At 65.9% G+C, this 26140-nt stretch carries 22 protein-coding genes and 1 other RNA gene; 11 read left to right on the forward strand and 12 right to left on the reverse strand.

The features are described from left to right. Positions 1–65: 65 nt before the first annotated feature. On the reverse strand, positions 66–983 hold the full coding sequence (locus tag C7449_RS18030) for a thymidylate synthase (RefSeq protein WP_108004293.1): 918 nt from the start codon (positions 981–983) through the stop codon (positions 66–68). 240 nt (positions 984–1223) lie between these two features. Beyond that, a complete protein-coding gene (locus C7449_RS18035) occupies positions 1224–1535 on the reverse strand; it encodes a DUF2853 family protein (protein WP_108004294.1) in 312 nt (103 codons plus the stop codon). Between the two features lie 138 nt (positions 1536–1673). Here C7449_RS18035 and ssrA point away from each other — a divergent pair. The 4 genes from ssrA to C7449_RS18055 all read left to right on the forward strand — a co-directional run bounded on the left by ssrA (position 1674) and on the right by C7449_RS18055 (position 3252). After that, positions 1674–2030: a transfer-messenger RNA gene (ssrA, locus tag C7449_RS18040) on the forward strand. A gap of 174 nt (positions 2031–2204) precedes the next feature. Next, positions 2205–2732, forward strand: coding sequence for an SspB family protein (locus C7449_RS18045; RefSeq protein WP_108004295.1), 528 nt, complete (start codon positions 2205–2207; stop codon positions 2730–2732). A 9-nt stretch (positions 2733–2741) separates the two neighbouring features. Beyond that, positions 2742–2939, forward strand: a complete 198-nt coding sequence (locus C7449_RS18050) for a DUF4169 family protein (protein ID WP_108004296.1) — start codon at positions 2742–2744, stop codon at positions 2937–2939. 97 nt (positions 2940–3036) lie between these two features. After that, on the forward strand, positions 3037–3252 hold the full coding sequence (locus C7449_RS18055; protein WP_108004297.1) for a ribbon-helix-helix domain-containing protein: 216 nt from the start codon (positions 3037–3039) through the stop codon (positions 3250–3252). Between the two features lie 115 nt (positions 3253–3367). On the opposite strand, the gene C7449_RS18060 is transcribed toward C7449_RS18055, so the two are convergent. The 4 genes from C7449_RS18060 to C7449_RS18075 form a co-directional block, all read right to left on the reverse strand. Then, positions 3368–7078: an AsmA family protein gene (locus tag C7449_RS18060; RefSeq protein ID WP_146165106.1), complete on the reverse strand. Its 3711-nt coding sequence runs from the start codon at positions 7076–7078 to the stop codon at positions 3368–3370. A 129-nt stretch (positions 7079–7207) separates the two neighbouring features. After that, positions 7208–8620: an FAD-binding oxidoreductase gene (locus tag C7449_RS18065; RefSeq protein ID WP_108004299.1), complete on the reverse strand. Its 1413-nt coding sequence runs from the start codon at positions 8618–8620 to the stop codon at positions 7208–7210. A 137-nt stretch (positions 8621–8757) separates the two neighbouring features. Further along, a complete protein-coding gene (locus C7449_RS18070) occupies positions 8758–11940 on the reverse strand; it encodes an efflux RND transporter permease subunit (RefSeq protein ID WP_108004300.1) in 3183 nt (1060 codons plus the stop codon). Next, complete coding sequence (locus tag C7449_RS18075) at positions 11940–13121, reverse strand: efflux RND transporter periplasmic adaptor subunit (RefSeq protein ID WP_108004301.1); 1182 nt, start codon at positions 13119–13121, stop codon at positions 11940–11942. Before C7449_RS18075 ends, C7449_RS18070 begins: the two co-directional genes overlap by 1 nt. Before the next feature lie 337 nt (positions 13122–13458). Between C7449_RS18075 and C7449_RS18080 the strand changes: the two genes are divergently transcribed. Together C7449_RS18080 and C7449_RS18085 are read left to right on the forward strand one after the other, a co-directional pair. Then, a complete protein-coding gene (locus C7449_RS18080) occupies positions 13459–16071 on the forward strand; it encodes an ATP-dependent helicase (protein WP_108004302.1) in 2613 nt (870 codons plus the stop codon). A 141-nt stretch (positions 16072–16212) separates the two neighbouring features. Next, on the forward strand, positions 16213–16647 hold the full coding sequence (locus C7449_RS18085) for a hypothetical protein (RefSeq protein ID WP_108004303.1): 435 nt from the start codon (positions 16213–16215) through the stop codon (positions 16645–16647). A 209-nt stretch (positions 16648–16856) separates the two neighbouring features. Here C7449_RS18085 and C7449_RS18090 read toward each other — a convergent pair whose 3' ends face one another. From C7449_RS18090 to C7449_RS18105, 3 genes are all read right to left on the reverse strand, one after another. Further along, positions 16857–17963: a DUF2778 domain-containing protein gene (locus C7449_RS18090; protein WP_245414440.1), complete on the reverse strand. Its 1107-nt coding sequence runs from the start codon at positions 17961–17963 to the stop codon at positions 16857–16859. 668 nt (positions 17964–18631) lie between these two features. Beyond that, entirely contained in the window at positions 18632–18835 is a 204-nt protein-coding gene (locus tag C7449_RS18100; RefSeq protein WP_108004306.1) for a DUF1059 domain-containing protein, read from the reverse strand. 101 nt (positions 18836–18936) lie between these two features. Then, positions 18937–20358: an amidase gene (locus C7449_RS18105; protein WP_210204754.1), complete on the reverse strand. Its 1422-nt coding sequence runs from the start codon at positions 20356–20358 to the stop codon at positions 18937–18939. Between the two features lie 172 nt (positions 20359–20530). Here C7449_RS18105 and C7449_RS18110 point away from each other — a divergent pair, with 172 nt between their 5' ends. Together C7449_RS18110 and C7449_RS18115 are read left to right on the forward strand one after the other, a co-directional pair. Next, positions 20531–21280, forward strand: a complete 750-nt coding sequence (locus tag C7449_RS18110) for a copper homeostasis protein CutC (RefSeq protein WP_108004308.1) — start codon at positions 20531–20533, stop codon at positions 21278–21280. 63 nt (positions 21281–21343) lie between these two features. Continuing rightward, complete coding sequence (locus C7449_RS18115) at positions 21344–21835, forward strand: CreA family protein (protein WP_108004309.1); 492 nt, start codon at positions 21344–21346, stop codon at positions 21833–21835. Between the two features lie 68 nt (positions 21836–21903). Here C7449_RS18115 and C7449_RS18120 read toward each other — a convergent pair whose 3' ends face one another. From C7449_RS18120 to C7449_RS18130, 3 genes are all read right to left on the reverse strand, one after another. After that, the gene (locus C7449_RS18120) at positions 21904–22398 is read right to left on the reverse strand and encodes a hypothetical protein (protein ID WP_108004310.1); all 495 of its coding nucleotides are present in this window, start codon (positions 22396–22398) and stop codon (positions 21904–21906) included. 76 nt (positions 22399–22474) lie between these two features. Next, positions 22475–23113 carry a bifunctional nicotinamidase/pyrazinamidase gene (gene pncA / locus C7449_RS18125; RefSeq protein WP_108004311.1) on the reverse strand — a complete coding sequence of 213 codons (639 nt, stop codon included), beginning with the start codon at positions 23111–23113 and terminating at the stop codon, positions 22475–22477. Between the two features lie 201 nt (positions 23114–23314). Further along, on the reverse strand, positions 23315–23779 hold the full coding sequence (locus tag C7449_RS18130) for a chemotaxis protein CheW (RefSeq protein WP_108004312.1): 465 nt from the start codon (positions 23777–23779) through the stop codon (positions 23315–23317). A gap of 304 nt (positions 23780–24083) precedes the next feature. On the opposite strand from C7449_RS18130, the gene C7449_RS21845 reads away from it, so the two are divergent. The 3 genes from C7449_RS21845 to C7449_RS18140 all read left to right on the forward strand — a co-directional run bounded on the left by C7449_RS21845 (position 24084) and on the right by C7449_RS18140 (position 26120). After that, positions 24084–24242, forward strand: coding sequence for a hypothetical protein (locus C7449_RS21845; protein ID WP_170115937.1), 159 nt, complete (start codon positions 24084–24086; stop codon positions 24240–24242). Positions 24243–24377: 135 nt separating this feature from the next. After that, the gene (locus tag C7449_RS18135; RefSeq protein ID WP_108004313.1) at positions 24378–24977 is read left to right on the forward strand and encodes an SCO family protein; all 600 of its coding nucleotides are present in this window, start codon (positions 24378–24380) and stop codon (positions 24975–24977) included. A 12-nt stretch (positions 24978–24989) separates the two neighbouring features. Continuing rightward, positions 24990–26120 carry an FAD-dependent oxidoreductase gene (locus C7449_RS18140; RefSeq protein ID WP_108004314.1) on the forward strand — a complete coding sequence of 377 codons (1131 nt, stop codon included), beginning with the start codon at positions 24990–24992 and terminating at the stop codon, positions 26118–26120. Positions 26121–26140 lie beyond the last annotated feature (20 nt).

Consider the following 26140-nt stretch of genomic DNA (forward strand, 5'->3'; position numbering starts at 1 on the left):
GCGTTTCGCGGTCTGCGCAGCCGGGCTGCCCCGCGCGCCTCCCCCTTCCATCGCAGCGGTGCCGGTCAGACCGCGACCGGCGCTGCGATCGCCGGGTGGGGGTCGTAACCGGTCACTTCGAAGTCCTCGATCCGGTAGCCGTCGATGCTGTCCGGCTTCCGGAGCAGCCTGAGTTTCGGGAAGGGACGCGGCTCCCTGCGGACAAGTTCGCGCGCCATCTCGACGTGGTTGGAGTAGAGGTGCACGTCCCCGCCGGCCCAGATCAGTTCGCCGGGCGTCATGTCGACCTGCTGCGCCACCATCGCAAGAAGGGCCGCCTGCTGGCAGATGTTGAACGGATTTCCGAGCCCGATGTCGTTCGAGCGCTGCCCGACCAGCAACGAAAGCTTCGGCTTTTCCTGTCCGCCGCCGAGGCCGCTCACATGGAATTGATAGGTCATGTGGCACGGGTGCAGCGCCATCTGGTCGAGCTCGGCGACGTTCCAGGCGTGAAACACCATGCGGCGGCTGGACGGGTTCGTCTTCAAGGTTTCGATGACGGCGGCGACCTGGTCGTGTTCCTTGCCGTCCGCATCGCGCCAGCGGCGCCACTGCTTGCCGTAAACGGGGCCGAGATCTCCCCAGGCCTGCGCGAAATCGTCGTCGGCCAGGATGCGCGCCTCGAAGGCCTCCTGCGATATCTGCTCGCCGGTCGCCTTGCGGTACTTGTCGAGGGGCCAGTCGGTCCAGATCCGCACGTTGTCGCGCAGCAGCGACTGGATGTTGGTTTGCCCGGTCAAAAACCAGAGCATCTCCTTGACCGCCGTCTTCCAGAAAACCCGCTTCGTCGTGTAGACCGGGAACGTGCCGTCCGACAGGTCGAAGCGCATCATCACGCCGAACATCGAGAACGTGCCGACGCCCGTCCGGTCGAGACGGCGGTCGCCCTTCTCGAGCAGGTGTTCAACAATGTCGAGATACTGGTATTCGGGGTGCCGTGCCATTTTCTTAACCTGCGCAAATCGGGCGCACTCTTACGCACCGCGGCAGCCCATGCAAGGGCGCATCCCCAGCACGACGGACCGAAAGCAGTCACGCCACGGCAAATACCCCGGCGGACCGGGCGATGCCGGCTACAGTCGTGAGGTGTGGAAACACGGCAGCGGCTGGAAAGCGTCCGCGGTTGTCCCGTGCCGGGATCATGCGCGTTCTCCACCGGCCAGGTCCCGGCCGGTTCTCGCCGGTCAGGCGAGTATGCCGAGCTTGTCCAGTTCCTTGGCGGCCAGATAGTAAAACGTCACGCGCGATTTGGTGCGGTCGCCGGCCATCCTGGCGCAGACGGACTCGAGAGCCTTGTCGGCCGCCTCGCCCGTCACGCCCAGTTTCTTGGCGCACCATTTGTCCTTGACCCGATCGAGTTCCTCGCGATCGGAGCAGGACACGAGCGAAGAATCGCGATTGCGCAAGGCGATGCCGAGATGGCTGACGATCTTCTTGACCACGGCTTCGTCGGCGGCGCTGTCATATTTGCGGACATCTGCGAGATAGTCGGTCATGCTGCCTCCTCCTTGTCCTGTGCGGGTCGACACTGCGGCTCGAGCCAACGGTGGCAGTGTTTCACGCGCGAGTGGCAAGTCAAGCGCTAATAGAGGTCCGCTCCGCGGGCGCAGGCCTGAAGCAGAATTGTTGCAGCCCCTCTTTTCCTCAGCGTCCGAACCTCCTATATGTCGGGTGCTGCCTCGCGCAGCTATGGCAATAAACGGGCGGTGTAATAAACCCATTGGACCCGGGGGCGGTACCCGGCGCCTCCACCAAAAACCGATCGGCGCGATCGGCTTTTGCTGGGGGCGAAATAGGATCGACAAGGGCGTAAAGATCGACTTTTTGCTCGGCATTGTACCACCGTTATCGGGCTAAACTTATAGTTGCAAACGACAACTATGCTGAAGCACGTCTCGCCGCTTAATCGCGGTGCGACACTTCAAATCAAGCCCTTGCGGGTAGCACCGTAAGGCGGGGTCCGAAGGCACCTGGCAACAGAAGCCTTCACCTTCTCCCCTCTTTCGAAATGGTTTATAGCTTTCGTTTGGAATGACTCGCGGCCGAGATGGTCAGGGGTTGCTCCACAAGGGAGAACGGCCGGAAAGGCCATTCGCCGTTTGACGCCGGCACCGGTTTTCGGCAAAGAGCGACAAAACGAAAGACAAGCAGAAAGACGGGCACTGATGGCGCAAGACCACATCCGCTACGACATACTGGCTCAGGACGCCCTTCGCAGCGTCATCCGCAAGGTCTTGAGCGAAGTGGCGGCGACCGGCCACCTGCCCGGCGATCACCATTTCTTCATCACCTTCCTGACCGGGGCGCCGGGCGTGCGGATTTCGCAGCACCTGAAGGCGAAGTACCCCGAGCAGATGACGATCGTCATCCAGCACCAGTTCTGGGACCTGAAGGTGACCGACAGCCAGTTCGAGATCGGCCTCTCCTTCTCCGACACGCCGGAAAAGCTGGTGATTCCGTTCAACGCAATCCGCGGCTTCTACGACCCTTCCGTCAGCTTCGAGCTCGAGTTCGACGTCGCGGCGAGCGAGGAGGAGGAGGACGAACAGTCCGCGGAGGTTACCGCCTATCCGGCTGCCGTCGACACGGCCGCAGATGATGCCGGCGATGCCCCGAAGGCGGGCGGCGACGATGACGGGAAGAAGCCCGGCGCCTCGGTCGTATCGCTCGATTCCTTCCGCAAGAAGAACTGAAGGAACGGCATGAGCGGCGACGTCGTCAATCTCCGCCAGTTCCGAAAGCAGAAGGCCCGCGCCGAGAAGGACCGTCAGGCCGAGCAGAACCGCATCTCCTTCGGCCGCACCAAGGCGGAGAAGACGCGCACGCGCGCGTTGAACGACATGGCCGAAAAGACCCTGGACCAGGGCAAGCTCGAAACGAGCGACGATCGCCCAAAATGATCAGTGTGGCTGGAAAAAGCGATTCCGGTTCCAAGCCTTGGCCGGTGAACTTGATGCGGTCTGACAACCTGTTGAATCGATCTGCGAGCCCTGATCGGTGATCCGCAAGCACTCCGCCACCTTGCACGGGCACCGCACGAGCTTCACGCTGGAAGAACCGTTCTGGCTTGAGTTGAAGGCGATCGCAGAAGAGCGCCGGATCCCGTTGGCCGCCCTCCTCTCCGAAATCGACGACGCCCGCCAGCCAGACAGCAACCTGTCCTCGGCACTTCGCGTTTATGTGTTGGAGGCGGTCAAGGCGAAGGCCGGCTGACCTCTCCGAATTGCGGGACGAACCGCAAGACACAAAGGCAGCGGCGGTTTCGCGACCGGTTTGATGGCGATGGACGGGCAGTGCTGTCTCGACCGAATGATCCGCTGGCAGAACGTCAGTTGACGCCTGGCAACGTGTCGAATTTCAGGCTTCCGCCGTCGATCGGCGGCAGGTCCTTGCGGATGATGCGGCCGTCCGGGGCGGCGAGAAATCCGTCCCGGCGCTGCTCCGGCGCGGCCCGGCGCTCCTCTTCGGCTTTCGCGGCCTCCGCCTTCGCCGCCTCCCCCGCGCGTAGCCGCTCCTTCGCCGCCTCGCGGCGTCGCTCTTCTTCTGCGGCCTGGAGGCGCGCCGCTTCGGAAAGCGCTGCCCGCGTTTGCTGGCGCGATCGGTAGAGCGCCGCCTCGCGCCGCAGCCGCTGCTTCTCCAGGACGGCCGCCTGCAGCATCTCGACGCGCCGCCGCTCCCGCTCGAACCGCCGCATCGACAGGTAGTTGCCGAGCGGCTGCGCATCGACGCTCATCCGGGGCGCGCCGATCGGCCCGTCGAAACGCAGCACCACCTCCGGCTCGCCGCCCGTGACGGCCTCCTCGCCGGCCCGCAGGCGCACAACGATCTGCGCCGCGAGCGTCCGCTCGACAAGGTTCAGTTCGCCGCCGCCGCTGTAACTCGCCGCACCGTCCTCCCCCGTGATGGCGTCGGCTCGAAGCTTGCCGGAAGCGATCGTGAAGGGGACGTTGACGGCGCCGAGCAGCGCCTCGCCGCCCAGCGCCGTGCCGCGGGCAATCCTGTCCACCGTCTTGTCTGTGATCTCGCCATCGACGGAATCGGCGGCGGCGAGGATCGCGCCGAAACCGTCGCTGCGGATGCCGTGCAGCCGCAGGCCGTTGATCCGCGCCTCGCCCGAGCCGCTGGCGGATTCCATCATGGCGGCGACGCTCTTGCCGGAGGCGTCGATCGCCAGGGTCAGGTGGCTGCTGCCTTCTGCAACCGGGTCCCCTCCCTCCCTCGCCCAGACGATGCGGGACAGATCGGCCCCGGCAAGCGACAGGCGCGTCTCGAACAGGCCGGTGGCATCGGCATTGCCAAGCCTGATCCGACCGGAGAGCGTGCCCCCGAGCCAGTCGCCGGCGACGTCGGAGAGTGCGAAATCGGCCCCCGTCCACTTGAGCGCCGCCTTGAAGTCCTCGACCGGCCCATAGAGACCCGTCCAGAACCGTTTGGCGGCGAGCCTGATGTCGAAATTCGCGTCGCCGTGGACCGGATTGGCGAAGGGGGCGCGGCTAAGCCCCTGCCCGTCGGCATCCTCGACCGGACTGAGAACGCCCTCTGCGAGCCAGGCGAAATCCAGCGTATCGAAAGTGAGACTGCCGGTTCCCGTCGGGATTGCCGCCGTTCGATCGATCGCAAGTTCGCCGGTCACCCCGTTCCGGTCGAACTTACTGTCGATGCCGGTCAGCCGGATCGAACTGCCATCTATGACGGCCTTCGCCTTGAGGGCCGCGGGCAGGCCGGCCCCGCTCTGCGGCAGGACGATGCCGTTCATCAGCAGGTAGGGTTCGATATCGCTTGTGGTACCCGTAACGTCGAACTGCCCGCTCAGGAACCGTTTCGCGGAAAGATCCGCCTTGCCAGCGGCCGTCAGCGATGTGCCACCGGCGCTGAAGGAGAAGCTCAAGTCGGCCGGCCCCGGGCCGCGCTGTGCAGCCTTGACGGTGACCGTGCCATCGGACTCGGCATCGAACGGCAGCGGCTCGAGGCCGATCTGCCCGGCGAGCACGACCGTGCGCGGGTTCTCGAGCGTCGCCCGCGCCTCGATGTTCCGGCCCGCGAGGAAATCACCGAAGGCGTCGGCGGAGAGCCGCGCATCGATACGGCCGCCATTGACGCTTCCCGACAGGATGGCCCCCACCGGGCCCTCCGGATCACCGGGCAGCGCCAGCGTCAGCTTCAGGTCGGCATCGTCGTAATATCCGGCGCTCGCGACCAGCCGCGCCAGGGCCGGATGGGCCGGCAGGTGCCGCTTCAGCATCTCCATGACGGGACGCATTTCATTCGCACGCAACGCGAGATCGAGCCCTGCCGAAGGCGATGCGACCGTGCCGCCGACCTGCCCCTTGGCGGAGATCGACGCACCGGCGAGCGAAGCGATGTCGAGCCGACTGACCTCCAGCGCGCCGTCCTTGAGCGAAAGGACTGCGTCGACGTCGCGCGCCTCCTCGCCGAATGCTGCAAAGCGCTCGGCCCGGAGGTTCAGCGCGATCGAATGGTGAAGCAAGGCGGCCGAGGAGGCGTCGCCGGCGACCATCCCCGTCAGTGCCCGCAGGGTCTCGATCTCGACGCGATCACCACCCAGTTCGATCGACAGCGCCGGTGTTTCGCCCGCGCGCGACTGGCGCTCGATGCGCCCCTTCAGCGTGGCGCCATTGGCGGCGAGCTCAAGGTTCTCGAAACGCTGCAGGTCCTCGCGAAGATCGACGTCGGCCGAGAAACCGGCACTGCCGAGCTTGCGGATCTCCGGATCGACCGACCCGGCCAGCCAGGCTGCCAGTCCCGACGGCTGCCTGGAGGCGACCAGCAGGTTGCCGGAAAAACCGGGCCTGTCGGCGAGCGTCAGCCGTCCCTTGGCCTCCAGGGTCGTGCGGCCGGGAAACTGCGCGGTGCCGCGGGAGACGAGCCAGCCGTCGCCGTCCGGCTCCACGTCGACCAGCACATCCCGGACGGTGGTGTCGCCGACGATGATCGCCGGCAGTTTGAGGCTGGCGCGGCCGGGCACCTGCGGGACGGGAATGTCGCCGAGGATCGAAAGCATGTCCTGCAGGCGCTGGCGGGCCGACACCTGGGTGTTGCGCCCCGTCTTGCCTTGTCCGCCGCTCTTGCCGATGCGGGTGACGTCGATCTGCTGACCATCGGCGATCAGCAGAAACTCCGGCTTCCTGCCGGTGTCGAGCGTGGCCTCGCCCGTGACGACATAGGGGTCTGCGGGGTCGCCGACCTGGAAATGGTAGCGCGGCACCCGCACGCGCTCGTTGGACAGCTCGAAGTCACCCGTAACGCGGATCGGCTTCGGCGCGTCGCGGCCGTCCGGCTGCTTCTTCTGCGCCAGCGCAAAGGCGCCGCGGTATTGCGGCTTGAAGTCGACGATCCGGAGATTGCCGTCGAGATCCGCCGAAAAGCCGATCCGGTCCGGCACGATCCGCGTCTTCACCGAGAGGCTGCCGCTCTCGTCGATCTGGCCGGTCGAGATCTGGAAGGCGCCGGCCTGCCCGTCGAGCGCGCCCCGCCCGTCGATGCGCCACGGGCCCTTCAGCGAGCGCGCCGAAAGCTGGGCGTCGAGTCCGGTGAGGCGGCGGGTGCGGCCGGCCTGTTCGTCGACGAACTCGATCTCGCCGCCCGTCACCGAGACGTTCTCGAGCACGACGAGCTTCGCCGGAATGTCGGAGCGGCGCCCGCGCGCCCAGTCGAGCGTGCCGTCGGGAAGCAGCTTCAGCCGCAGCTTCGGCTCCTCGATGCGCATGTCGAAGATCAGCGCCTCGCCGCTCAGGAACGGCGCCAGTTCCGCGTCCATCGAAAAGCGGCCGACGGTGACGGCCGGCTCGCCCCCGTCCTCCTCGCCGACGCGTACGTCGTTCAGCGTGACCGACGGAAAGGGAAGCAGGCGGGCATCGACGCTGCCGTGGACGACGACCTTGCGGCCGACGATCCGGCTCGCCTCGCGCTCGAACTCCTGGCGGAAGCCGGTCCAGTCGACGAACAACGGCGCCAGCAGGGCCGCGAACAACGCCACCACCACCAGACCGCCAATCGCCAACATCACCCGTGCGAGCACGCCGCCAATCCCAACACTACATGTGCACGCTCAGATCGCCGCGTTCACATCAAATTCCAAACAATTCGGCGCCCTGCCCGTGGGCGGTCGCCGGCGGCCCGACTATAGGCGGGGCCATGGTCTGCTGTCTCACTCCAGCGGAAAAATCTTTCCGGGATTGAGGATGTTGCCGGGATCGAGCGCCCGCTTGATCTGCCGCATGACATCGACCGCCTCGCCCAGTTCGCGCGGCAGGAAGGCCTGCTTGCCCTGGCCGATCCCATGCTCGCCGGTGCAGGTGCCGTCCATTGCCAGCGCACGCGCGTTCAGCCGCTCCACGAAGGCCTCGACCGCGGCGATCTCGGCCGGGTCCTTGTCGTCGAAGACGACGCTGACGTGGAAATTGCCGTCGCCGGCATGGCCCACGATCGGCGCCAGCAACCCGTGCGCCGCGATGTCCGCTTCCGTCTCCGCCACGCAGTCGGCAAGGCGTGAGATCGGCACGCAGACGTCGGTGGCAAGCACTGCGGCGCCGGTGCGAAGCGCCTTTGCCGCCCAGTAGACGTTGTGCCGCGCCTTCCAGAGCTTGGCCCGCTCCTCCGCATCAGACGTCCACTGGAAGTCGCCGCCGCCGCATTCCGATACGACCTCGCCGAACTGCCGCGACTGCAATGCGACGCTCTCCTGGCTGCCGTGGAACTCGACGAAGAGCGTCGGCTGCTCGGGGAGCGACAGGCCGGAATAGGCATTGCAGGCCTTGATCTGCAGCGCGTTGACGAGTTCGATGCGGGCGAGCGGAATGCCGAGCTGGACCGTCATGATCACCGCATTGCAGGCATCCTTCAGGGTCGGAAAGCCGCAGATGCCGCCGGCGATCATCTCCGGAATACCTTGAAGGCGCAGCGTGATCGACGTGAGCACGCCGAGCGTCCCCTCCGAGCCGACATAGAGGCGGGTAAGATCGTATCCGGCCGACGACTTGCGGGCGCGGCGGGCAGTGCGGATTTCCTCGCCCGTGGCGGTCACCACCGTCACCGCCAGCACGTTGTCCTTCATGGTGCCGTAGCGCACCGCGTTCGTGCCCGAGGCACGCGTCGAGGCCATCCCGCCGATCGAGGCGTTCGCGCCGGGGTCGATCGGGAAGAACAGCCCGGTATCGCGCAGGTGCGCGTTCAGTTCCTCGCGGGTGATGCCGGGCTCGACGGTGCAATCGAGATCCTCGGCATTCACTTCAAGGACGCGATTCATCCTGCTGAAATCGATCGAAATTCCGCCATAGGGCGCATTGACCTGGCCTTCCAGCGAAGAGCCGGTGCCGAAGGGAATGACCGGCACCTTGTGCTCGGCGCACAGCCGCACCGCGGCCTGCACGTCCTCGGCGCTTTCGGCAAAGAGCACGCCGTCGGGCAGCTGCGCGGGAATGTAGGTGGTGGTGTGCGCGTGCTGCGCCCGGATCGCCTCGCCGGACTGGAACTTAGGGCCGAAGATCTGCCCAAAGGCCGCGACCGCCGCCTGGATCGCCGCCTCGTCGCGCGTCCCTGCCCTGATGTCCGAAAGCGCCATGCCCGTCCCCTTCGTACCCATGCCGCGTTATGGGCGAATTTCGGCACGGCTGTCCAGCGCAAGTTTCTCCGGGCCACCATCCGACCAACCCCGGCGAGCCATATTGCATCAATCGGCAATGCACGTCGGTGCGCGATCTACTCCGCGGCCTGCGCCGGTTTCGGCATCTGCCGTGGCTCGGCGGACGGCACGGTTTCGACCGTCAGGCCGGCGGCCGCGTCCATTTCGAGCTGCAGCCGCTTTTCCTCGTCCGCATGCGGCTTGGTAAAACGGGCGATGGTGAGATAGGCGACCGGCGTCAGGTAGAGCGTGACGACCGCGGCAAGCCCGAGCCCGCCGACCAGCACCCAGCCGAGCGCGATCCGGGCTTCCGCGCCGGCCCCGCTCGCCAGCACCAGCGGCAGGGCGCCGACGACGGTTGCGATCATCGTCATCATAACCGGGCGAAGACGGATGTTCGAGGCGTTCTCGATGGCGCTGCGCACGTCCTGCCCGCGGTCGCGAAGCTGATTGGCGAACTCCACGATGAGGATGCCGTTCTTGGCCATGATGCCGACGAGCAGCACCAGGCCGATCTGGCTGTAGATGTTCAGCGACGTGCCGGTGAGGATCATCGCGAAGACGGCACAGGCGAGCCCAAGCGGCACCGTGGTCATGATGATGATGGCGCTGACGAAGCTCTCGAATTGCGCCGCCAGCACCAGGAAGATGATGACGATCGCAAAGCCGAATGTGATGAACAGCCCGTTGGCGTTCTCGCCGAGCGTGGCCGCCTCGGCCATCGGCAGCAGCCGCGCTCCCTCCGGCAGCAACGGCTCGGCCATCTGCTCGACCATTTTCAGCGCGTCGCCGAGCGCCAACCCGTCCTTGAGGCCGGCCGACAGAGAGACGGAGCGCATCTGCTGCTCGCGCGCCAGCTGCGGCGCGACGGCCTTTTCCTCGAGGCTGGCGATCGACGACATCGGCACGATCTTGCCGTCGCCGGTTTTCAGGAAGATGTTTTCGAGATCAGTCGGGTCGTTCACCGGGTTGGTGGTCGAGGAGATGATCACCGGGTAGGCCTGTCCCTCGACATAGACGTCGACGATGCTCGTCCCGTCGATGATGGCCTTCAGCGCCGATGACAGACCGTTGATGTCGATGCCGAGGTCGGAGGCCCGCTCCCGGTCGATTGTGACGGACAGCTGCGCCTGGTTGGCCTCGTAGTTCAGCCGCACGTTCTCGAACCGCCCGCTGTCCTCGATCTTGCGGACGAGTTCGGCAGCAGCGTTGCCGAGCTTTTCGTAGTTGTTGCCGACGAGCGCCACCTGCAGGCCGCTGCCCGCGCCGCGGATGCCGAGGCTGTTCGGCTGGATGGCAAAGGCCCGCACCGACGGCACGCCGGCGGTCGCCGCGTTGATGTCGGCGACGATCTCTTGCTGGCTGCGCTCCCGCTCGCCCCAGGGCGCGAGCGTCAGCACCATGAAGCCGCTGTTGGTCGAGCCGCCCTGCCCTGAGATAGAGTAGATGTTGACGATCTCGCCGCTGTCATAGAGTGGCCGCAACTTCTCCTCGATCAGCCGCATCTGCTCTTGCGCGTATTCGAGCGAGACACCCTGCGGCGCATTGATGCGCATCATCACCAGCGAGCGGTCCTCGGTCGGCGTGAGCTCCGACTTCAGCGTCAGGAACGATCCGGCGCCGAAGGCGGTGAACAGCAGCGCCACGACGTAAACGATCAAAGGCGCGTTCAGGCAGGCCCTCAGCGTGCGCCGGTAGAACGCGGCACACAGCCCGCCGAAACGGCCGATCACGCCGCGGCTGTGGTCGGCAGGGCCCTTGGTCAACATGCGCGAGGCGAGCATGGGGCAGAGCGTCAGCGCCACGAATCCGGAAAGCAGCAGCGCGAAAGCCAACACAAAACCGAACTCGCGGAACAGGCGTCCCGTTTGCCCCGGCAGGAAGGACAGCGGGACGAAGACGGCACAGAGCGTCGCCGTCGTGGCGATGACCGCGAAGAATACCTCCAGGGTGCCGAGTACCGCGGCAGCACGGGGCCCAAGCCCCTCCGCACGACGGCGCACGATGTTCTCAAGCACCACGATCGCGTCGTCGACGACGAGGCCGGTGGCGAGCACGATCGCCAGCAGCGTAAGGATGTTGACCGAGAAACCGGCGAGATAGATGGCGGCAACGGTGCCGATCAGCGCGATCGGCATGCTGATCGTCGGAATCAGCGTTGCCCGCCAGTCGAGCAGGAACAGAAAGATCACCAGCGTCACGATGGCGACGGCGACCACGAGCGCGATCTCCACCTCGTGCAGGGCACCCTCGATGAAGACGGCGTCGTCGCTGGTCACGCGCAGTTCCGTGCCTTCCGGCAGGATGCCCTCAAGCTGCGCGACGGTGGCACGGACGCCGGCGGAGATGTCGAGCGTGTTCGACTGCGCCTGGCGGATGATGCCGAGCCCGATGCCCTGGCGGCCATTCGAGCGCAGCGCCGTCGTGCCGTCGTCCGGGCCGAGCGTGATCGTGGCGAGATCGCCGAGCCGCACCCGGTTCTCCAGCATCAGGTTCTCGAAATCCTCGGGGGTGGCGAGGTCGGCGGTCGCCCGCACCGTGATGTCCTGGTTCATGCTGGTGAGCGAACCGGCCGGCACGTCGAAGGAAGCGGTCGCCAGCGCATTGCGCAGGTCGCCGATCGTCAGCCCGCGGCTGGCGAGCTTCGCCTGGTCGATGTCGACCCGGAACACCTTCTCCTGCTCGCCGTATACGGCGACGTCGGCGACGCCCTCGACGGCGGCGAGCCGGTCGCTGACCTCGTTGTCGACGAGCTGCGTCAGATCCTCCATCGACAGGCGATCGGAGGTCAGCGCAAGCCGCATGATCGGCTGGCTGTCGGCATCGGCCTTGACGACGCGCGGCTCGTCTGCGCTGTCGGGAAGCCGGTTGGTGACACGCCCCAGTGCATCACGCACGTCGTTGGCAGCCTGGCTTACGTCGGTCGTGTCGGAGAACTGCAAGGTCACGCGGCTGCGGCCGAACGAGGAGGTCGAGGAAATGTCCTTGATCCCCTGCACGCGTGACACCGCGCCCTCGATGACATCGGTCAGCTCGCGGTCGACCGTCTCCGGCGAGGCGCCCTCGAAATCGGTCGTGACGGTGATCACCGGCTGGTCGACCGACGGCAGCTCGCGGATTTCCACGCCGTTGAAGGCGGCAAGCCCGGCAACGACGATCAGCGTGTTGACGACCAGCGCGAAGATCGGGCGGCGCACGAAAAGGGCGGTAAAGCCCGCCTGCCCGCCACGGACGGCCGTATCGGCCTGACGACCGCCCATTACGTCCCCTCCGCCGCTGCCGGCTGGCGCTGCTCGTTCGCTGCGCCCAGCACCTTGACGTCACTGCCGTCGCGCAGCCGCTGCAGCCCTTCGGTGGCGACTTCATCGTTTTCGGCGAGTTTTGCGTCCACCAGCACCTTGTCCGGATTGCGCTGGACGATCCGGACCGGAATCCTCTCCGCCTTGCCCTCGGCGACCCGCCATACGTAGGAGCCGTCGGCGCTCCACTGCAGCGCCAGCGGATCGACGCTCGGGAAGCGGTCGCCCTCGAAATGCATCGTCACCGAGAATGACATGCCGGCGCGCAGCACGTCTTGCGGATTGTCGATACGGGCGCGGACCCGCAGGGTGCGGCTCGCCGGGTCGATGCGGTTGTCGACCGCCTCGACGGAGCCGGTGAACGTCTCTCCCGGCCGCGCGATAGCCGTCGCCGAAACCGGCCCGCCGATACGGATCTTGGGCACGAAGCGCTCCGGCACCCAGAAATCGACGAGGATGTCCGAGCGGTCGTCGATGCGCGCGATCTCGCTCGAGGTCGTGACGTAGTCGCCCGGATTGACCGAAATGATGCCGACGATGCCGGCCCAGGGCGCGGTGATGTCGCGGCGGCTGAGATCGAGCTCGGCCTTCTGCAGCGCCAGTTCGGACGCCTTCAGCTCGTCGCGGGCGTCCTGGATGGCGACCTCCGTCACCGCCGCCGCCGCCTGCAGGTTCTCGTAGCGCTTGAGCTTGTCGGCCGCCCGGTCTCGCGTCAGCCGCGCCTGGTCGGCGGCGATCTTCTGCTCATCATTGTCAAGCCGGGCGATCACCTGGCCCTGCGCCACCCTGTCGCCAGACTTGACGAAGACGTCGGTCAGGTTGCCCGTCGAGTAAGGGGTCACCACGACGCTGCGGATCGCCGCGCCGTCGCCGATGGCGTTGAGCCGGTCGTTGACCAGGGTCAGTTGCACAGGCTTGGTCACCACCAGCGTCGGCCCGCCAAAGCCGCCCGACTGGCGCCTGCCCTGTCCGTTCGGCTTTGTGCCGGCGTCACCGGTGGCAGGCGCGATTGCGGCAACGAGGCCGTCCGGCAGGCCCGCGCCCTTCAGCGTGTCGCCGGCCCCAGGTGCCAGCCGCCCCCAGACGAGGACGCCGGCGCAGACCACTGCGAGGCTCACGACGAATTGTTTCCAAAGGCGCATGAAATTCTCCGGACATGGGTGTACCGCCGCGTCGGCACGGTCGCCATTTAGAGCAAGTATCGTGTCTTGCCTATGAACCGGCAATGAAAGAATGCGATCATTACGGAATTGTAAGGATTACGGGAAAACCGGTTTTCTTCCGTCCCTTGGTTGCGATGCGCGGCGTCCCGGACGGCGTCTTCGCCGGATTCGGTGGAGCGGTCGTCGACGCCGATCGGCGTTGATCGGCCGGCAGCGACAGCCGACCGTCCACATCGGCGGCGATGCCCGGCGTCCGGCGGAATAAAAGAAGAACGCGCAACTGGCCTTTCGCCCCCGAATCACTACATTGAGCCGCATGATGAGCGGTTACGACGACATTCCCTTCTTCGACGACGAAGATCCCACGCTGAAGAAGGCCCCTTCCCCTGGCCCGAAATCCGGTCACGCCCCGACCGGCGGCATTGCGGCGCGCGCCATGGCCGCCCGCGATGCGCACCGCGCGCCCGATTATCTCGCCGGCCTCAATCCCGAGCAGCGCGAAGCGGTCGAGACGCTCGACGGCCCGGTTCTGGTGCTCGCCGGCGCCGGCACCGGCAAGACGCGCGTGCTGACGACCCGCATCGCCCACATCCTCGCCACCGGCCGCGCCTTCCCCTCGCAGATCCTCGCCGTGACCTTCACCAACAAGGCCGCCCGCGAAATGAAGGAACGCATCGGCATGCTCGTCGGCGGCGCCGTCGAAGGCATGCCCTGGCTCGGCACCTTCCACTCGATCGGCGTCAAGCTCCTGCGCCGCCATGCCGAACTGGCCGGGCTGCGGTCCGATTTCACCATCCTCGACACCGACGACGTGGTGCGGCTGATCAAGCAGATCATCCAGGCCGAGGGGCTGGACGACAAGCGCTGGCCGGCCAAGCAGTTCGCCGGGATGATCGACACCTGGAAGAACAAGGGCCTCGATCCGGCGCAAATCCCGGAGGGCGACGCCCGCGCCTTCGCCAACGGCAAGGGCCGCGAGCTCTACGCCGCCTACCAGAACCGCCTGAAGACGCTGAACGCCTGCGACTTCGGCGATCTGCTGCTGCATCCGATCCGCATCTTCCGCGCCAATCCGGATATCCTGCGCGAGTACCACCAAAAGTTCCGCTACATCCTCGTCGACGAGTACCAGGACACCAACACCGCCCAGTACATGTGGCTGCGGCTTTTGGCGCAGCGGTCGCAATCCTCCGGTCGGGCGTCGGTGCCGGCCGAAGGCCGAGCCAGCGATAGCTGGCCGGGCGACGTTTCGCCCGCGCCCGCGCAGGCCAGCGCCGGAAGGCGCGATACGGCCGTGAGCGCAAATGAAAAGCAGCAGATCAACATCTGCTGCGTCGGTGACGACGACCAGTCGATCTACGGCTGGCGCGGCGCCGAGGTCGACAACATCCTGCGCTTCGAGAAGGATTTTCCCGGCGCCAAGGTCATCAAGCTGGAGCGCAACTACCGCTCGACCGCCCACATCCTCGGTGCCGCCGGCCACCTGATCGCTCATAACGAGGGCCGGCTTGGCAAGACGCTGTTCACCGACCGCGTCGATCCGGACGACGGCAAGGTCGTCGTTCACGCCGCCTGGGATTCCGAGGAGGAGGCCCGCGCCGTCGGCGAAATGATCGAGACCCTGCAGCGGCCGGACCGCAATGGCAGGCGCCACAACCTCAACGACATGGCGATCCTGGTGCGCGCCTCCTTCCAGATGCGCGAGTTCGAAGACCGCTTCGTCACCCTCGGCCTGAACTACCGCGTCATCGGCGGCCCGCGCTTTTACGAGCGGCTCGAAATCCGCGACGCCATGGCCTATTTCCGCCTCGTCTGCCAGCCGGCCGACGACCTCGCCTTCGAACGCATCGTAAACACGCCGAAGCGCGGCCTCGGCGACACCACGATCCGGAACCTGCACGACTACGCCCGCGCCCGCGACATCCCGATGTTTGCCGCGGCCGGCGAAATCATCGAGACCGACGAGCTGAAGCCGAAGGCGCGCAAGGCGCTGTTCGACGTCGTCACCGACTTCAAGCGCTGGCAGGCGCTGCTGGAGACCATGCCGCACACCGAGCTTGCCGAGCAGATCCTCGACGAGAGCGGCTACACGGCGATGTGGCAGAACGACAAGTCGGCCGAGGCGCCGGGACGGCTGGAGAACCTGAAGGAACTGGTCCGCTCGATGGAGCAGTTCGAGAGCTTGCGCGGCTTTCTCGAGCACGTTGCACTCGTCATGGATGCCGAGCAGAACGAGGATCTCGATGCCGTCTCGATCATGACGCTGCACTCCGCCAAGGGGCTGGAGTTCGAGACGGTCTTCCTGCCCGGCTGGGAAGAAGGGCTGTTTCCGCACCAGCGCGCCCTCGACGAGGGCGGCCGCGCCGGGCTGGAAGAGGAACGCCGGCTCGCCTATGTCGGCATCACCCGCGCCAAGCGCAACTGCCACATCTGGTTTGTCTCCAACCGCCGCATCCACGGCCTGTGGCAGTCGACCGTGCCCTCGCGCTTCCTCGACGAACTGCCCGAAGCCCATGTCGAGGTGGCCGAGTCGGACCAGTCCTATGGCGGCTACGGGCGCGGCGGCGGCTACGGCCAGTCGCGCTTCGACAAGCAGGAGCCGTTCCAGAACAGCTACTCGACACCTGGCTGGCGCCGGGCGCAGCAGAACAAGACCGACGCCACGCGCGACAACTGGGGCAACCGCTCCGGCCATGCCGTCGAGCGCATCGGCTATGGCGAGAGCGGCCCACGGGCTCGCACCATTGAAGGCGAGCTCGTCGCCAAGTCGACCACGACCGAGCCGTCGCGCTTCGCGGTCGGCGACCGCGTCTTCCACCTCAAATTCGGCAACGGCAACGTCGCCGCCGTCGAGGGCAACAAGCTGACGATCGATTTCGACCGGGCCGGCCAGAAGCGGGTGCTGGACGGCTTCGTGGAGCGGGTATAACCGGCGCTCCGACGTTGGACGACCATTCTTTTTGGCCGAGCTTCGATCGTGATTGGACTTCCGCGCGCAGTGGAGTCAACCTTCACAGAGTGGGCTGCATGAGCATTGGGGGAACATCCATCCTCTGAATGGGAGTCCAAGATGAAGCATCAAACAGTGGAACAACTCCGGCTTGTTGCGGAAGTCGAGACCTTTCCGGCTCAGACAATGACACGCAAGGAGCGTCTGGAGCGCTGGGCGGAACTGCTGGAGCGCAATCCGCATTGGCACCTGTCGACCTTGCGCCAGACGGAACATCAGACGCCGAGCGTTCGCGCCAACATGCGCGGCGACGGCTCTCCGATCTCCGTTGCCTATGCGGATCCGGTCCTGCGTGCAGCCGGCCTGGCCGACGACACCTATGGCGAAGCACGGCGCTTCTTCGAGCTTTCGGACGACGAGCTCCACGAGGTCATCTGCTACTGCCATTATGGTTCGGCTGTCAGCGCGGCAACGGCAGCGGCACAGATCCGGGCGGTCCTGGCACCCAAGCCACCCGGCTTCTTCGCCACGCTACGTCGGCTGTTCATGGCCTAACGCTCCCCACCGGAGTTCGGCTCCGATCTTCGGAGGTGGGATGCATGCGAGCGCATGACGCTCGAAGTCTTCGTGTGCGACGTTGGACCATGGGGTACCGACATCGTCCGCGCCGGAATGGCGTGGAACGTGCGCGTTGCTGACCGCACACCGGCCGGTCGGTCGTCTCGGCGATCGACCGGTTGTCCGTGCGTCCGCTCCGGGTGGTCCTAACCCTCCCTGCGAAATAACGAGGCGAACCGGGACGTGCCGGTCGTCATGCTCGGCACGACGACGAGCGTGTCGATTTCGCCGCGCCTGAACGCGGCGAGGAACCGCGGGTAGTTCTTGAATGCGACGCAACCATGCGAATTGCCGTCGGCGCCGAGCAGGTAGGAGTGTGTCAGAAGCCCGGTCCGGCCGTGGGGGTGGACCCCGTCGACCGGCGTCATGCGTAACGCCTGCACTCCGTGGAAAGGCTTCTCGCGCATCGAAAGCCTGAACGTTCCAGGTGGCGTGGATCCCCGCATCTTCATGTGCACGTATTTCGGGTTGTCGCGCATCTTCCCGATGCCCGAATGCGCCTCCAGCCGCTCCCCGCTGGGCAGGTGCACCACGCCGGCGGCAATGTCGTAATAGGCGGTGCGGCCGCGGGCCCGGCTTTTGCCGAACAGGCTTGGCCGGATCTGCTGCCTCACGTCGTCGTCGGTACCGACCTGCGAGGGACTCGCATAGGCGAGCTCGCGCACCGCCGGCTTGGCGTCGCGGTGGTCGGGCTGGCCCTCCCCGCCCCGCGCCAGCATCTTCGGCCGCATCTCGGGAAGCGGAATGGTGTCCGGAAGCGCTTCGGTTGCCGCTGCCGCCTCGTTCTGCATGACGAGATCGAACGGCTTGCCGGATGTTTCGGCCCGAGCGGTGCCGGGATCGACAAGCGCGGAAACGAGCAGCGGCTGCGCCGGCGCGTCAGCCGTCAATTCGGCAGGCGGCGCCGCGGCGAGGTCGGCTTGCGATTGCAGCGCCCCTGCCAGCACATAGGCTTTGCCTGCCAGTTCGCGCTTCAGCTTCGCTTCTGCCAACGCCGCGCGCTTGTCGTGAGAAGCCTTGATCGCCTCGACCGTGAGGCCGGCAGGCCATAGCTGGTCGTCCGGGGTCTTCGACAGCCGCGCGAATTTTCGTACGCGGATGTTGCGCCCCATCGGTGCCGCCCGAACGACTGCCGGCAGATCGAGCGAGGCCTGCAGCCGAGCCTGCTTTGGCACCGGCATCGGCGGCGCCATCGCCTGAACGCTCGCAAGCGCGCCCGCAACCCACGCGCCGGCTGCCAGCGAAAGCAGCACGGCGGTCATTCCAAGCAAGACAGGCGATTTCGGGAAGGAAGGAATGCCCCTGCGGCGAGGACGGATTTCACGCAACGCAACTGCGACTGACGCCATGATACTCGTTACCCAAGATACTGGTTACTCGATCCGGCACTACGCGAAGACTGGCCGCCGGGACCGGGCATCATGGCGTCAACACGCCGGATTTCCGGCGCCCCGTGCCATGCACACAGGTCGAAACAATGACCAAAATGCTGTCATACTATGGTAAGCAAATTCTTTACGCGGACCTGCGCCCCCTCCGCCGAGACCAGCAGGCGAGGCGATCCGGCAGCAACTCGGCGGGCGTTTTCAAGGACTTGGTCCTTCGCTTCGGCCAGCGGAAAAATTTGCACCGGTCGCGGTGCGGGGCGCGCATGAAGGCTGCTGGCCTGCCAAGGAAACTTGGGCACGCGGCGAGGCCATCCACCTGACCCGGATAGAAATGCAGGTAGCACCAGTTCTCACAGCGGCGTCGAGCCGGGCCAACAATGGCAGAGGGGGAGTGACGGCAAAGCGTGCCAAGGCGTTCGGCACGCGCTAACGTAATGCGCATCTGTCCCGAGAGAGGAAACCGCATTCGGGACACGGCATGCACAGATCAACGAGCCGATGCGCACGCAGGCGAACCCGGCGCGGTTTGGTCGTCAGGCCACCTTCATAGGCGGCATGCCGTCGTGAACGGCCTTGCGGATCTCCGTGCGCAGGGCGGGCGTGTCATGCTCGCCGTGCACCGCAACCGCGTGCTGGACGGCGGCCTCGACCAGTTCGTCCTCGCTGTCGGCGGATATGGCGATGGTGCACTTCATGTCGCTCGGAAATTCGCGGCAGTCGATGTATTTGCGACCCATGGGACCCTCCCGAAGCTGCGGCCGGCGCGCCGGTCGGTGCAGGACAGCATACGTCCCGCTCCGGGAAAGAACAAATCACAAACAGGCCGAGCGGTCTCAGATCAGCCGATCACCGGGCGCTGCTCCAGCCAGTCGACCTGCGCCTCGTAGGCAGCCGCCAGCTGCAGGACCGCCCGGTCTGCCCGCGGCTTCCCGATGATCTGGATACCGGCGGGAAGGCCGGCCGCGCCGAAGCCGGCAGGCATGGCGGCAACCGGCAGTCCCGCCATGGTCGGGCCGATCACCACCTCCATCCAGCGATGATAGGTGTCCATCGCCCGGCCGGCGATCTCCTTCGGCCAATCGAGCGTCACGTCGAAGGGAAAGACCTGCGCGGCGGGAAGCACGAGAAAATCGTAAGCGCGAAACAGCTCGAGCACGTAGCGGTACCAATCGCTTCGGATGGCCGAGGCCGCAAGGACGTCCGTTGCGGCAAGACCCAACCCGTTTTCGATCTCCCAGATCATCTCGGGCTTCATCTTCGCCCGCTTTGGCGGATCGGCATAATCCGCTCCTTGCGCGCCGGCTACGAGAAAGTGGCGGTAGATGCGCCATCCCTGCCACAAGCGATCCATGTCGAAGCCCGCCCGCACGTCGGCCACTTCGGCCCCGAGCGTCGCAAGCACGCTGACCGCCTCGCGGCAGAGGTCCAGCACTCCGGGCTCGAACGGCAGGTGGCCGCCGAAATCGCCGAGCCATCCGATCCGGGCCCCGGAGAAATCGGCGACTTTCCCTGGCAGCACATCTTCCGTCGGCAGTGACAGCGGATCGCGCGCATCATGGCCCGCCTGTGTACCGAGCAGCGCCGCAACGTCGGCGACACTACGCCCCATCGGTCCGTTGACGGCGTGCTGGCCGAGGTAGAATTCGGTGCCGAGCGACGGTACCCGTCCAAAGCTCGGCCGGAATCCGACCACGTTGTTGAAGGCTGCCGGATTGCGCAGCGAGCCCATCATGTCGCTGCCGTCCGCAACCGGCAGGAGCCGCGCCGCCAGCGCCGCCGCCGCCCCGCCGGACGAACCGCCGGCGCTCCTGGTCAAATCATACGGATTGCACGTCGCGCCGAACACGGCGTTGTAGGTGTGCGAGCCGAGCCCCATCTCCGGCGCGTTGGTCTTGCCGATGATGATGGCGCCGGCGGCGCGGATGCGTTCGACATGGATGTCGTCGAAGTCCGGCACATGATCCTGGTAGATCTGCGAGCCGTAGGTGCAGCGGATGCCCTCCGCCTCGGACAGATCCTTGACGGCAAACGGAATGCCATGCAGCCAGCCGCGCGATCCGCCGGCGGTGAGCGCACGGTCGGCCGCCTCGGCCTCGGCGACCAGCTCGCCGGCGTCGCGCAGGCTGACGATCGCATTGATCTTTGGATTGAGCGCCTCGATCCGCGCCAGATAAGCCACCATCACCGCGCGGCAGGTGGTGCTGCCGGCGTGGATCGCAGCCGAGAGTTCGGTGGCGGAAAGGCTGGTGATGTCGTCCATGGAATGCATTCTCCCCCTGCATGCTGGCTGATCGATAGCGCAGCTGCGCTTCCGGCGAAATGGCCGGTTCTGACGATGCCGCATTCAACCGGCGGCGTTCGTCTTCCCAACCCCATTGTCCACACCTCCGGTCGGCCATAACGTGCAGCAAACTCACCACAGGAGAGATCTCATGACTGCACCGCTCATCGAAGTCTGCGTCGAAGGCATCGATGGATTTCTGGCCGCACAGGGGGCCGGCGCCGATCGGGTCGAACTGTGCGCCAGCCTCATGGAGGGCGGGCTGACGCCGAGCCTGGCGACGATCCGCGCCGCCGTCCGGGCCGCCCGCATCCCGGTGCACGTGATCGTCCGCCCGCGCGGTGGTGACTTCCTCTATTCGCAGGCGGAGTTCGAGACGATGCTGGCCGACGTCGCCGCCCTCCGGTCGGAAGGTGTCGCCGGCGTCGTCATCGGCTGCCTGACGCCGGACGGCCGGATCGACGAGGCGCGCATGCAGGCGCTGGTCGAGGCGGCGCGGCCGATGTCGGTAACCTGCCACCGCGCCTTCGACATGACGGCGGACGCCGGCGAGGCGCTGGAGGCGCTGATCCGTTGCGGCGTCGACCGTGTCCTGACTTCCGGCCAGCGCGACACTGCCCTTGAAGGGCTCGACATCCTGAAACAGATCAACGCGCAGGCCGGCGACCGCATCGTCATCATGGGCTGCGGCGCGCTGGACGCCGACACCATCAAGGCGGTGCGTGACGGCGCTAGGTTGCGGGAGCTGCATTTCGCGGCGCTGAAGACGATCCCGAGCGGCATGATGTTCCGCAATCCGAACGTCGGCATGGGTGGCACCGGCAAGGACCGCGAGTACCAGCTCACCGTGACCGACCCCGACGCCGTCCGCGCCACGATCGCCGCCGCAAGAAGCGCCTGACGGTCCTTTGCAAAGCGCCTCCCGCCACCTACCTGAAAGTGATCGCCTGATGGAGACCGACCGATGACCGCCCTGCGCCTTCGCCTCGCCCTTGCAACCTTCCTGTCCCTATTCGCCGCGACCGCCCACGCCGACACCGTCGGCAAGGTCGGCGTCGACTGGATGGGCAACGACATCATGATCGACGCCGTCAGCGATCCGAAAGTCTCCGGCATCACCTGCCACGTGACCTATTTCGATCGAAGTGTCCTGGACCGCTTGCAGAAGGGAAACTGGTTCGAGGATCCCTCCAACAACGCGATCGCCTGCCGGCAGACTGGCCCGATCACGATCGGCGACATCAACCTGTCGCGGAGCGGCGAGGAGGTGTTCAAGTCCGGGCTGTCGCTGATCTGGAAAAAGCTGGTCGTGACCCGCATCTACGACCGCAAGAACGACACGCTGATCTATCTGGCGCACTCACGGGAACTGACCAACGGATCGGCGAAGATGTCGATCTCGACCGTACCACTGTTCGGTGAGACCGTCAGCTGGTCCAACGGAAAACCGCAGTAACGACGTATGGCGGCCCGGAGCCGGATTGCCCAGCGTGCCGCCACATGTTGGATCCCGCAAGCTCGCCCTCACATCACGATGAAGGTCACGCTTCCGTCGCCGGCCGGCCGCACCGAGATGATGTGATCCACGGCGACCTGCTTGTCCTCGAGCGCTGCGACCAGGTCGGGGTTGGTCCGGATGGCCTGCTGCAGCTTGCGCACCTCCGCCGACTTTCCGTCCACCATGCGACGATACTGTTCGCGCGCGCTTTCGTCGGAAAGCTCGTCGACGCGCATCACCGCGATCTTCGTGAGGTCGATTGCCTTGTAGTCCTCGATACCGAATACGTCCGGCGCAATCGAGCCGGTGGTCACCGTGTCTGGCTGCGTGTCACCAGCCCCCGGCTTGGCCAGCTCGCCGCTGTGGGCCTTGCTGCCACCTGTGGCCTGGGCAAACTCCATTACGTCCGGGCGCGGCGTCGGCACCGGAACCTTGATGCCGTCGATCGTAGTTCCAGCGAATGCCGCGCTGGAGAGCGCGCCGGCAAGGAGGATGGGCGTAAGGGTGGCGAATGGCCTCATGATTTTCTCCCTTCAGCGTGGTGTCGCAATGCAAAGGGAAATGACCACTCGGCCCGATTGTTCCGGCGCCCTGCTCTCAGACGCCCCGCGCTTCCCGCAGGATCTCGTCGGAGGTGACGGTCTTCACGCCTGCCGCCGCCATCGCTTTCTCGGCGGCAGCGATGGTCGCCGGATCGATGCCGCGGCTGAGGTCCTCCACGTAGCGGACGCGGACACCGGGCAGCATCTCGACCGCATCGATCGCCGATGCCTGGACGCAGTAATCCGTCGCAAGCCCGCCGATATCGAGTTGCGTCACGCCATGTCTGTTGAGGAAATCGGCGAGGCCGGTATGGGCCGTCCGATCATTGTCGCGGAACGCCGAGTAGCTGTCGACCAGCCGGTTCGTGCCCTTGCGCTGGACATACGCGATCTTTGACTGGTCGAGGCCGGGGTGGAGCGCCGCATCGTCGGTGTACTCAACGCAGTGATCCGGCCAGAGCATCTGCGGCTTGCCGCCCAGTTCGCCCATCTCGAATGGTTTCATGCCGGGGTGATTGGAAGCGAAACTGCCGTGATCGGCGGGATGCCAGTCCTGCGAGGCGACGATCAGTTCGTAACCGCCCTCCGCCATCAGCCGGTTTGCGACCGGGATCACCTCGTCTCCGCCGGCGACGCCAAGATTGCCGCCCGGGCAGAAGCCGTTCTGTAGATCGATGAGCAGCAGGCATTTCATGGTCGGCACTCCGGACTCTCGGGAAGGGCCCTGCCCGGCCGGGCAGGATGGATCACCCTAACGCATGCGCCCGGAAAGCGCGAACCGCTTTCGGCGAATAGTTCTGGAAAATCAGGTCTGACGCGGCGCTCAAACAGGCTGCGCCGCATCCCTGCCCGCCGATGCGTCGTGGCCGGGCGACAAATATCCGCTGACGCTGGCTCAGGCGGCCTGCGCCAGTTCGTCGGCGATGACGGTATCGAGGTTGAGGAAGCAGACCATCGACTTCTCGAGCGCGACGATGCCGCGGCAGAAGGCCCGCTGGGCCTCGGGGATGATCTCCGGCGCCGGTTGCAGGTCCTCGCTCTTGATGGTCATCATGTCGGAGACCTGCTCGACGAGCAGGCCGACCAGCTTGCCGGCGATGTCGGTGACGATGATCGCCGAGCGCTCGGAGGGCTCGGTCATCTTCATGCCGAGGCGGCAGGCCATGTCGATCACCGGGATCACCGCGCCGCGCAGGTTGATCAGGCCGAGCACATAGGACGGCGTGTGCGGCATCGGCGTCACCGGCGCCCAGCCGCGGATCTCGCGGATGGCCATGATGTCGATGCAGAATTCCTGCTCGCCGAGGTGGAACGAAACGATTTCGAGATAGGCACCGGATTGCTTGATGGCGTTGGACATGATCGGATTTCCCAGATTTCGGCGGCAGTGTCGCAAGTTGCGCTTTGCGGCCTGGATGGCCGACGGACCTCATGCCCGGGAGGACCGCGGCAGGCCCATACGCCTCCAAAGCATTGCAAACAGAGATTAAGCAATGGCTAAGGGGATCGGCAGAATCGCCGGCTTCCCGATCGTTGCCGCCAAGAGTTCGCGCCGCACCGTCCTCCCCAAAGACCATCCGCACCGGAACGCTTGATGACGCAATCGACGAGAAGGCGAGCGGGCCGCCATTCCGATTTCGAAGAACCTGCGCTAGTATGCCGTCATGATTGCGAACCGTCGTCCCTTACGTTCCATACTTGCGCTCGTCGCCGGCGGCGTCCTGCTTACCGTACTATCCGGCCTCGCGTTTGCCGGTTGGCTCGACCACGGTTCCTCGATCCTGCTGTCGATGGCGGAGACCGGCCTCTCCTGGTGCATGTGACGGGCAGTGCCGGCTAGCCAGCGGCGCCTACGGGGTTGCGGCGTTAGGCGCATTTGCGCACGGGCGTTCGACGCACTATGACTTCGCTGAAATCGCCCATGTCAGTGGCGGCAGTCTCGGAGTCCGGATAGGCCCATGAAAACCATACGAATCGTACTCTGGATCGCCATCGCCATCCTCGCCGGCCTGCTGGGGTGGCTGAGTTTGGAAATGACGAAGAGTGGCGAAAAGCTTGCCGAAGGCCCATTCGGCGTACCCTTCACCCTTGTCGCCCAGGACGGAAAGCCGATCACGCAGGAGGCCTTCACAGGCAAGCCGACGGCGCTGTTCTTCGGATTCACCCATTGCCCGGAAGTTTGCCCGACGACCTTGTTCGAAATGGACGGGTGGCTCGCGAAGGTCGATCCGGACGGCACGAAGATGCAGGCCTACTTCATCACGGTCGACCCGGAACGGGACACCCCTGAAATCCTCGGCAACTATGTGTCCAATGTCTCCAAGCGCGTCACCGGGATTTCCGGCCCTCCCACCAAGGTGATGGAGATGGTCAAGGGCTTCCGCGTCTACGCCCGCAAGGTGCCGGTCGACGAGAAGGTCCCGGACGGCGAGTACACGATGGATCACACCGCGTCGGTGTTTCTGCTGGACCGCAACGGCGGCTTCCGGGGCACCATCGCCTATGGCGAGAACCCGGAAGTTGCCGTACAAAAGCTGGAGAACCTCATCAAGGGATAGGACCCTCCGGTCATGGTTTCACGCGCCGACACCTCGATCCTCATCGCCGGCGCGGGACCAACAGGCCTGACGCTTGCGCTTGAACTCGCCCGGCGCGGAATCAAGCCGCGGATCGTCGCCAGCAGCGACGGCCCGGTGGCCGAGAGCGAGAGCCGGGCTCTGGGCGTCAACGCGCGCACGCTGATGCTGCTCGGCCCGTCCGGCGTCGCCGACCGGATAAGGGAGCAGGCGCTGCCGATCGAGGGCCTGCAGCTCTCGTCGCTCGGCGAGCCGCTTCTGACAATTCACACCAGCATTCTGCACGGGCAGACGCCGGCGCTGTGCATCCTGCCGCAAGGCACCACCGAGCGCCTGTTGCTCGAACGGCTGCGCGCCTTCGAGGTGGAGCCGCGCTGGCACGCCAAGGTCAAGTCTGTCGACGGCGATCCCGAAACGCCCGAAGTGACGCTAATCGGCAACGATGACAGCGGCGAAACCATCAAGCCCACCATCCTGGTCGGCGCCGACGGCGCGCACTCGATCGTGCGCAATTCCCTGGACTTCGCCTTCCCCGGCGAGGCGCTGGAAAACGAGTTCTTCCTGGCGGACTACGCTTATGGCGCGCCGGTTGACGTCAGCCATGCACGGGTCGACTTCACCAACCCCGGCGTGCTCGGCTGCATCCCTGTCCGCCAAAACGTGCTTCGCTACATCTCGACCCTGCCGGATTTCGAGGACCGCATCGCCCATCCGCACCCGCCGGTCGAGCAGACCTGGAAGTCCCAATTTACGGTGAGCTTCAGGCACGTCGAGGCGATGTCGAAGGGCCGGGTGTTTCTCGCCGGCGATGCCGCCCACATCCATTCCCCCGTCGGCGCGCGCGGCATGAACCTCGGCATCGAGGACGCCTGCTGGCTGGCATGGCTCATTTCGGAAGGACGCGAGGCGGAGTACTCGCAACTGCGGCTGCCGGCCGTGCGCGGCGTGCTCCGCCAGACGAAGATGCTGACCGCGCTCGCCACAATGGAGCGCCCCGCCGCGCTGGCGATGCGCAACCGGCTCCTGCCGCTGATGGCGCATGTGCCCTTTGCGGAGCGCTCGCTGGTGCACGGCATCGCCGGACTGGACACGCCGCACCCGCCCTGGATCGCAAGAACGCACTGAACGGCTTTGCTCGGCATCGC

Origin of the sequence: Mycoplana dimorpha (genome assembly GCF_003046475.1) — a bacterium.
GTDB lineage: Bacteria > Pseudomonadota > Alphaproteobacteria > Rhizobiales > Rhizobiaceae > Mycoplana > Mycoplana dimorpha.

Excerpts from the sequence above, each read along its gene's own strand:
- C7449_RS18075 (WP_108004301.1), bottom strand. The coding sequence starts at position 13,121 with ATGCGCCTTTGGAAACAATTCGTCGTGAGCCTCGCAGTGGTCTGCGCC.
- C7449_RS18105 (WP_210204754.1), bottom strand. The coding sequence starts at position 20,358 with ATGGACGACATCACCAGCCTTTCCGCCACCGAACTCTCGGCTGCGATC.
- C7449_RS18035 (WP_108004294.1), bottom strand. The coding sequence starts at position 1,535 with ATGACCGACTATCTCGCAGATGTCCGCAAATATGACAGCGCCGCCGAC.
- C7449_RS18030 (WP_108004293.1), bottom strand. The coding sequence starts at position 983 with ATGGCACGGCACCCCGAATACCAGTATCTCGACATTGTTGAACACCTG.
- C7449_RS18045 (WP_108004295.1), top strand. The coding sequence starts at position 2,205 with ATGGCGCAAGACCACATCCGCTACGACATACTGGCTCAGGACGCCCTT.
- C7449_RS18080 (WP_108004302.1), top strand. The coding sequence starts at position 13,459 with ATGATGAGCGGTTACGACGACATTCCCTTCTTCGACGACGAAGATCCC.
- C7449_RS18140 (WP_108004314.1), top strand. The coding sequence starts at position 24,990 with ATGGTTTCACGCGCCGACACCTCGATCCTCATCGCCGGCGCGGGACCA.
- C7449_RS18065 (WP_108004299.1), bottom strand. The coding sequence starts at position 8,620 with ATGGCGCTTTCGGACATCAGGGCAGGGACGCGCGACGAGGCGGCGATC.
- C7449_RS18135 (WP_108004313.1), top strand. The coding sequence starts at position 24,378 with ATGAAAACCATACGAATCGTACTCTGGATCGCCATCGCCATCCTCGCC.
- pncA (WP_108004311.1), bottom strand. The coding sequence starts at position 23,113 with ATGAAATGCCTGCTGCTCATCGATCTACAGAACGGCTTCTGCCCGGGC.
- C7449_RS18115 (WP_108004309.1), top strand. The coding sequence starts at position 21,344 with ATGACCGCCCTGCGCCTTCGCCTCGCCCTTGCAACCTTCCTGTCCCTA.
- C7449_RS18100 (WP_108004306.1), bottom strand. The coding sequence starts at position 18,835 with ATGGGTCGCAAATACATCGACTGCCGCGAATTTCCGAGCGACATGAAG.
- C7449_RS18050 (WP_108004296.1), top strand. The coding sequence starts at position 2,742 with ATGAGCGGCGACGTCGTCAATCTCCGCCAGTTCCGAAAGCAGAAGGCC.
- C7449_RS18085 (WP_108004303.1), top strand. The coding sequence starts at position 16,213 with ATGAAGCATCAAACAGTGGAACAACTCCGGCTTGTTGCGGAAGTCGAG.
- C7449_RS18130 (WP_108004312.1), bottom strand. The coding sequence starts at position 23,779 with ATGTCCAACGCCATCAAGCAATCCGGTGCCTATCTCGAAATCGTTTCG.
- C7449_RS21845 (WP_170115937.1), top strand. The coding sequence starts at position 24,084 with ATGATTGCGAACCGTCGTCCCTTACGTTCCATACTTGCGCTCGTCGCC.
- C7449_RS18120 (WP_108004310.1), bottom strand. The coding sequence starts at position 22,398 with ATGAGGCCATTCGCCACCCTTACGCCCATCCTCCTTGCCGGCGCGCTC.
- C7449_RS18110 (WP_108004308.1), top strand. The coding sequence starts at position 20,531 with ATGACTGCACCGCTCATCGAAGTCTGCGTCGAAGGCATCGATGGATTT.
- C7449_RS18070 (WP_108004300.1), bottom strand. The coding sequence starts at position 11,940 with ATGGGCGGTCGTCAGGCCGATACGGCCGTCCGTGGCGGGCAGGCGGGC.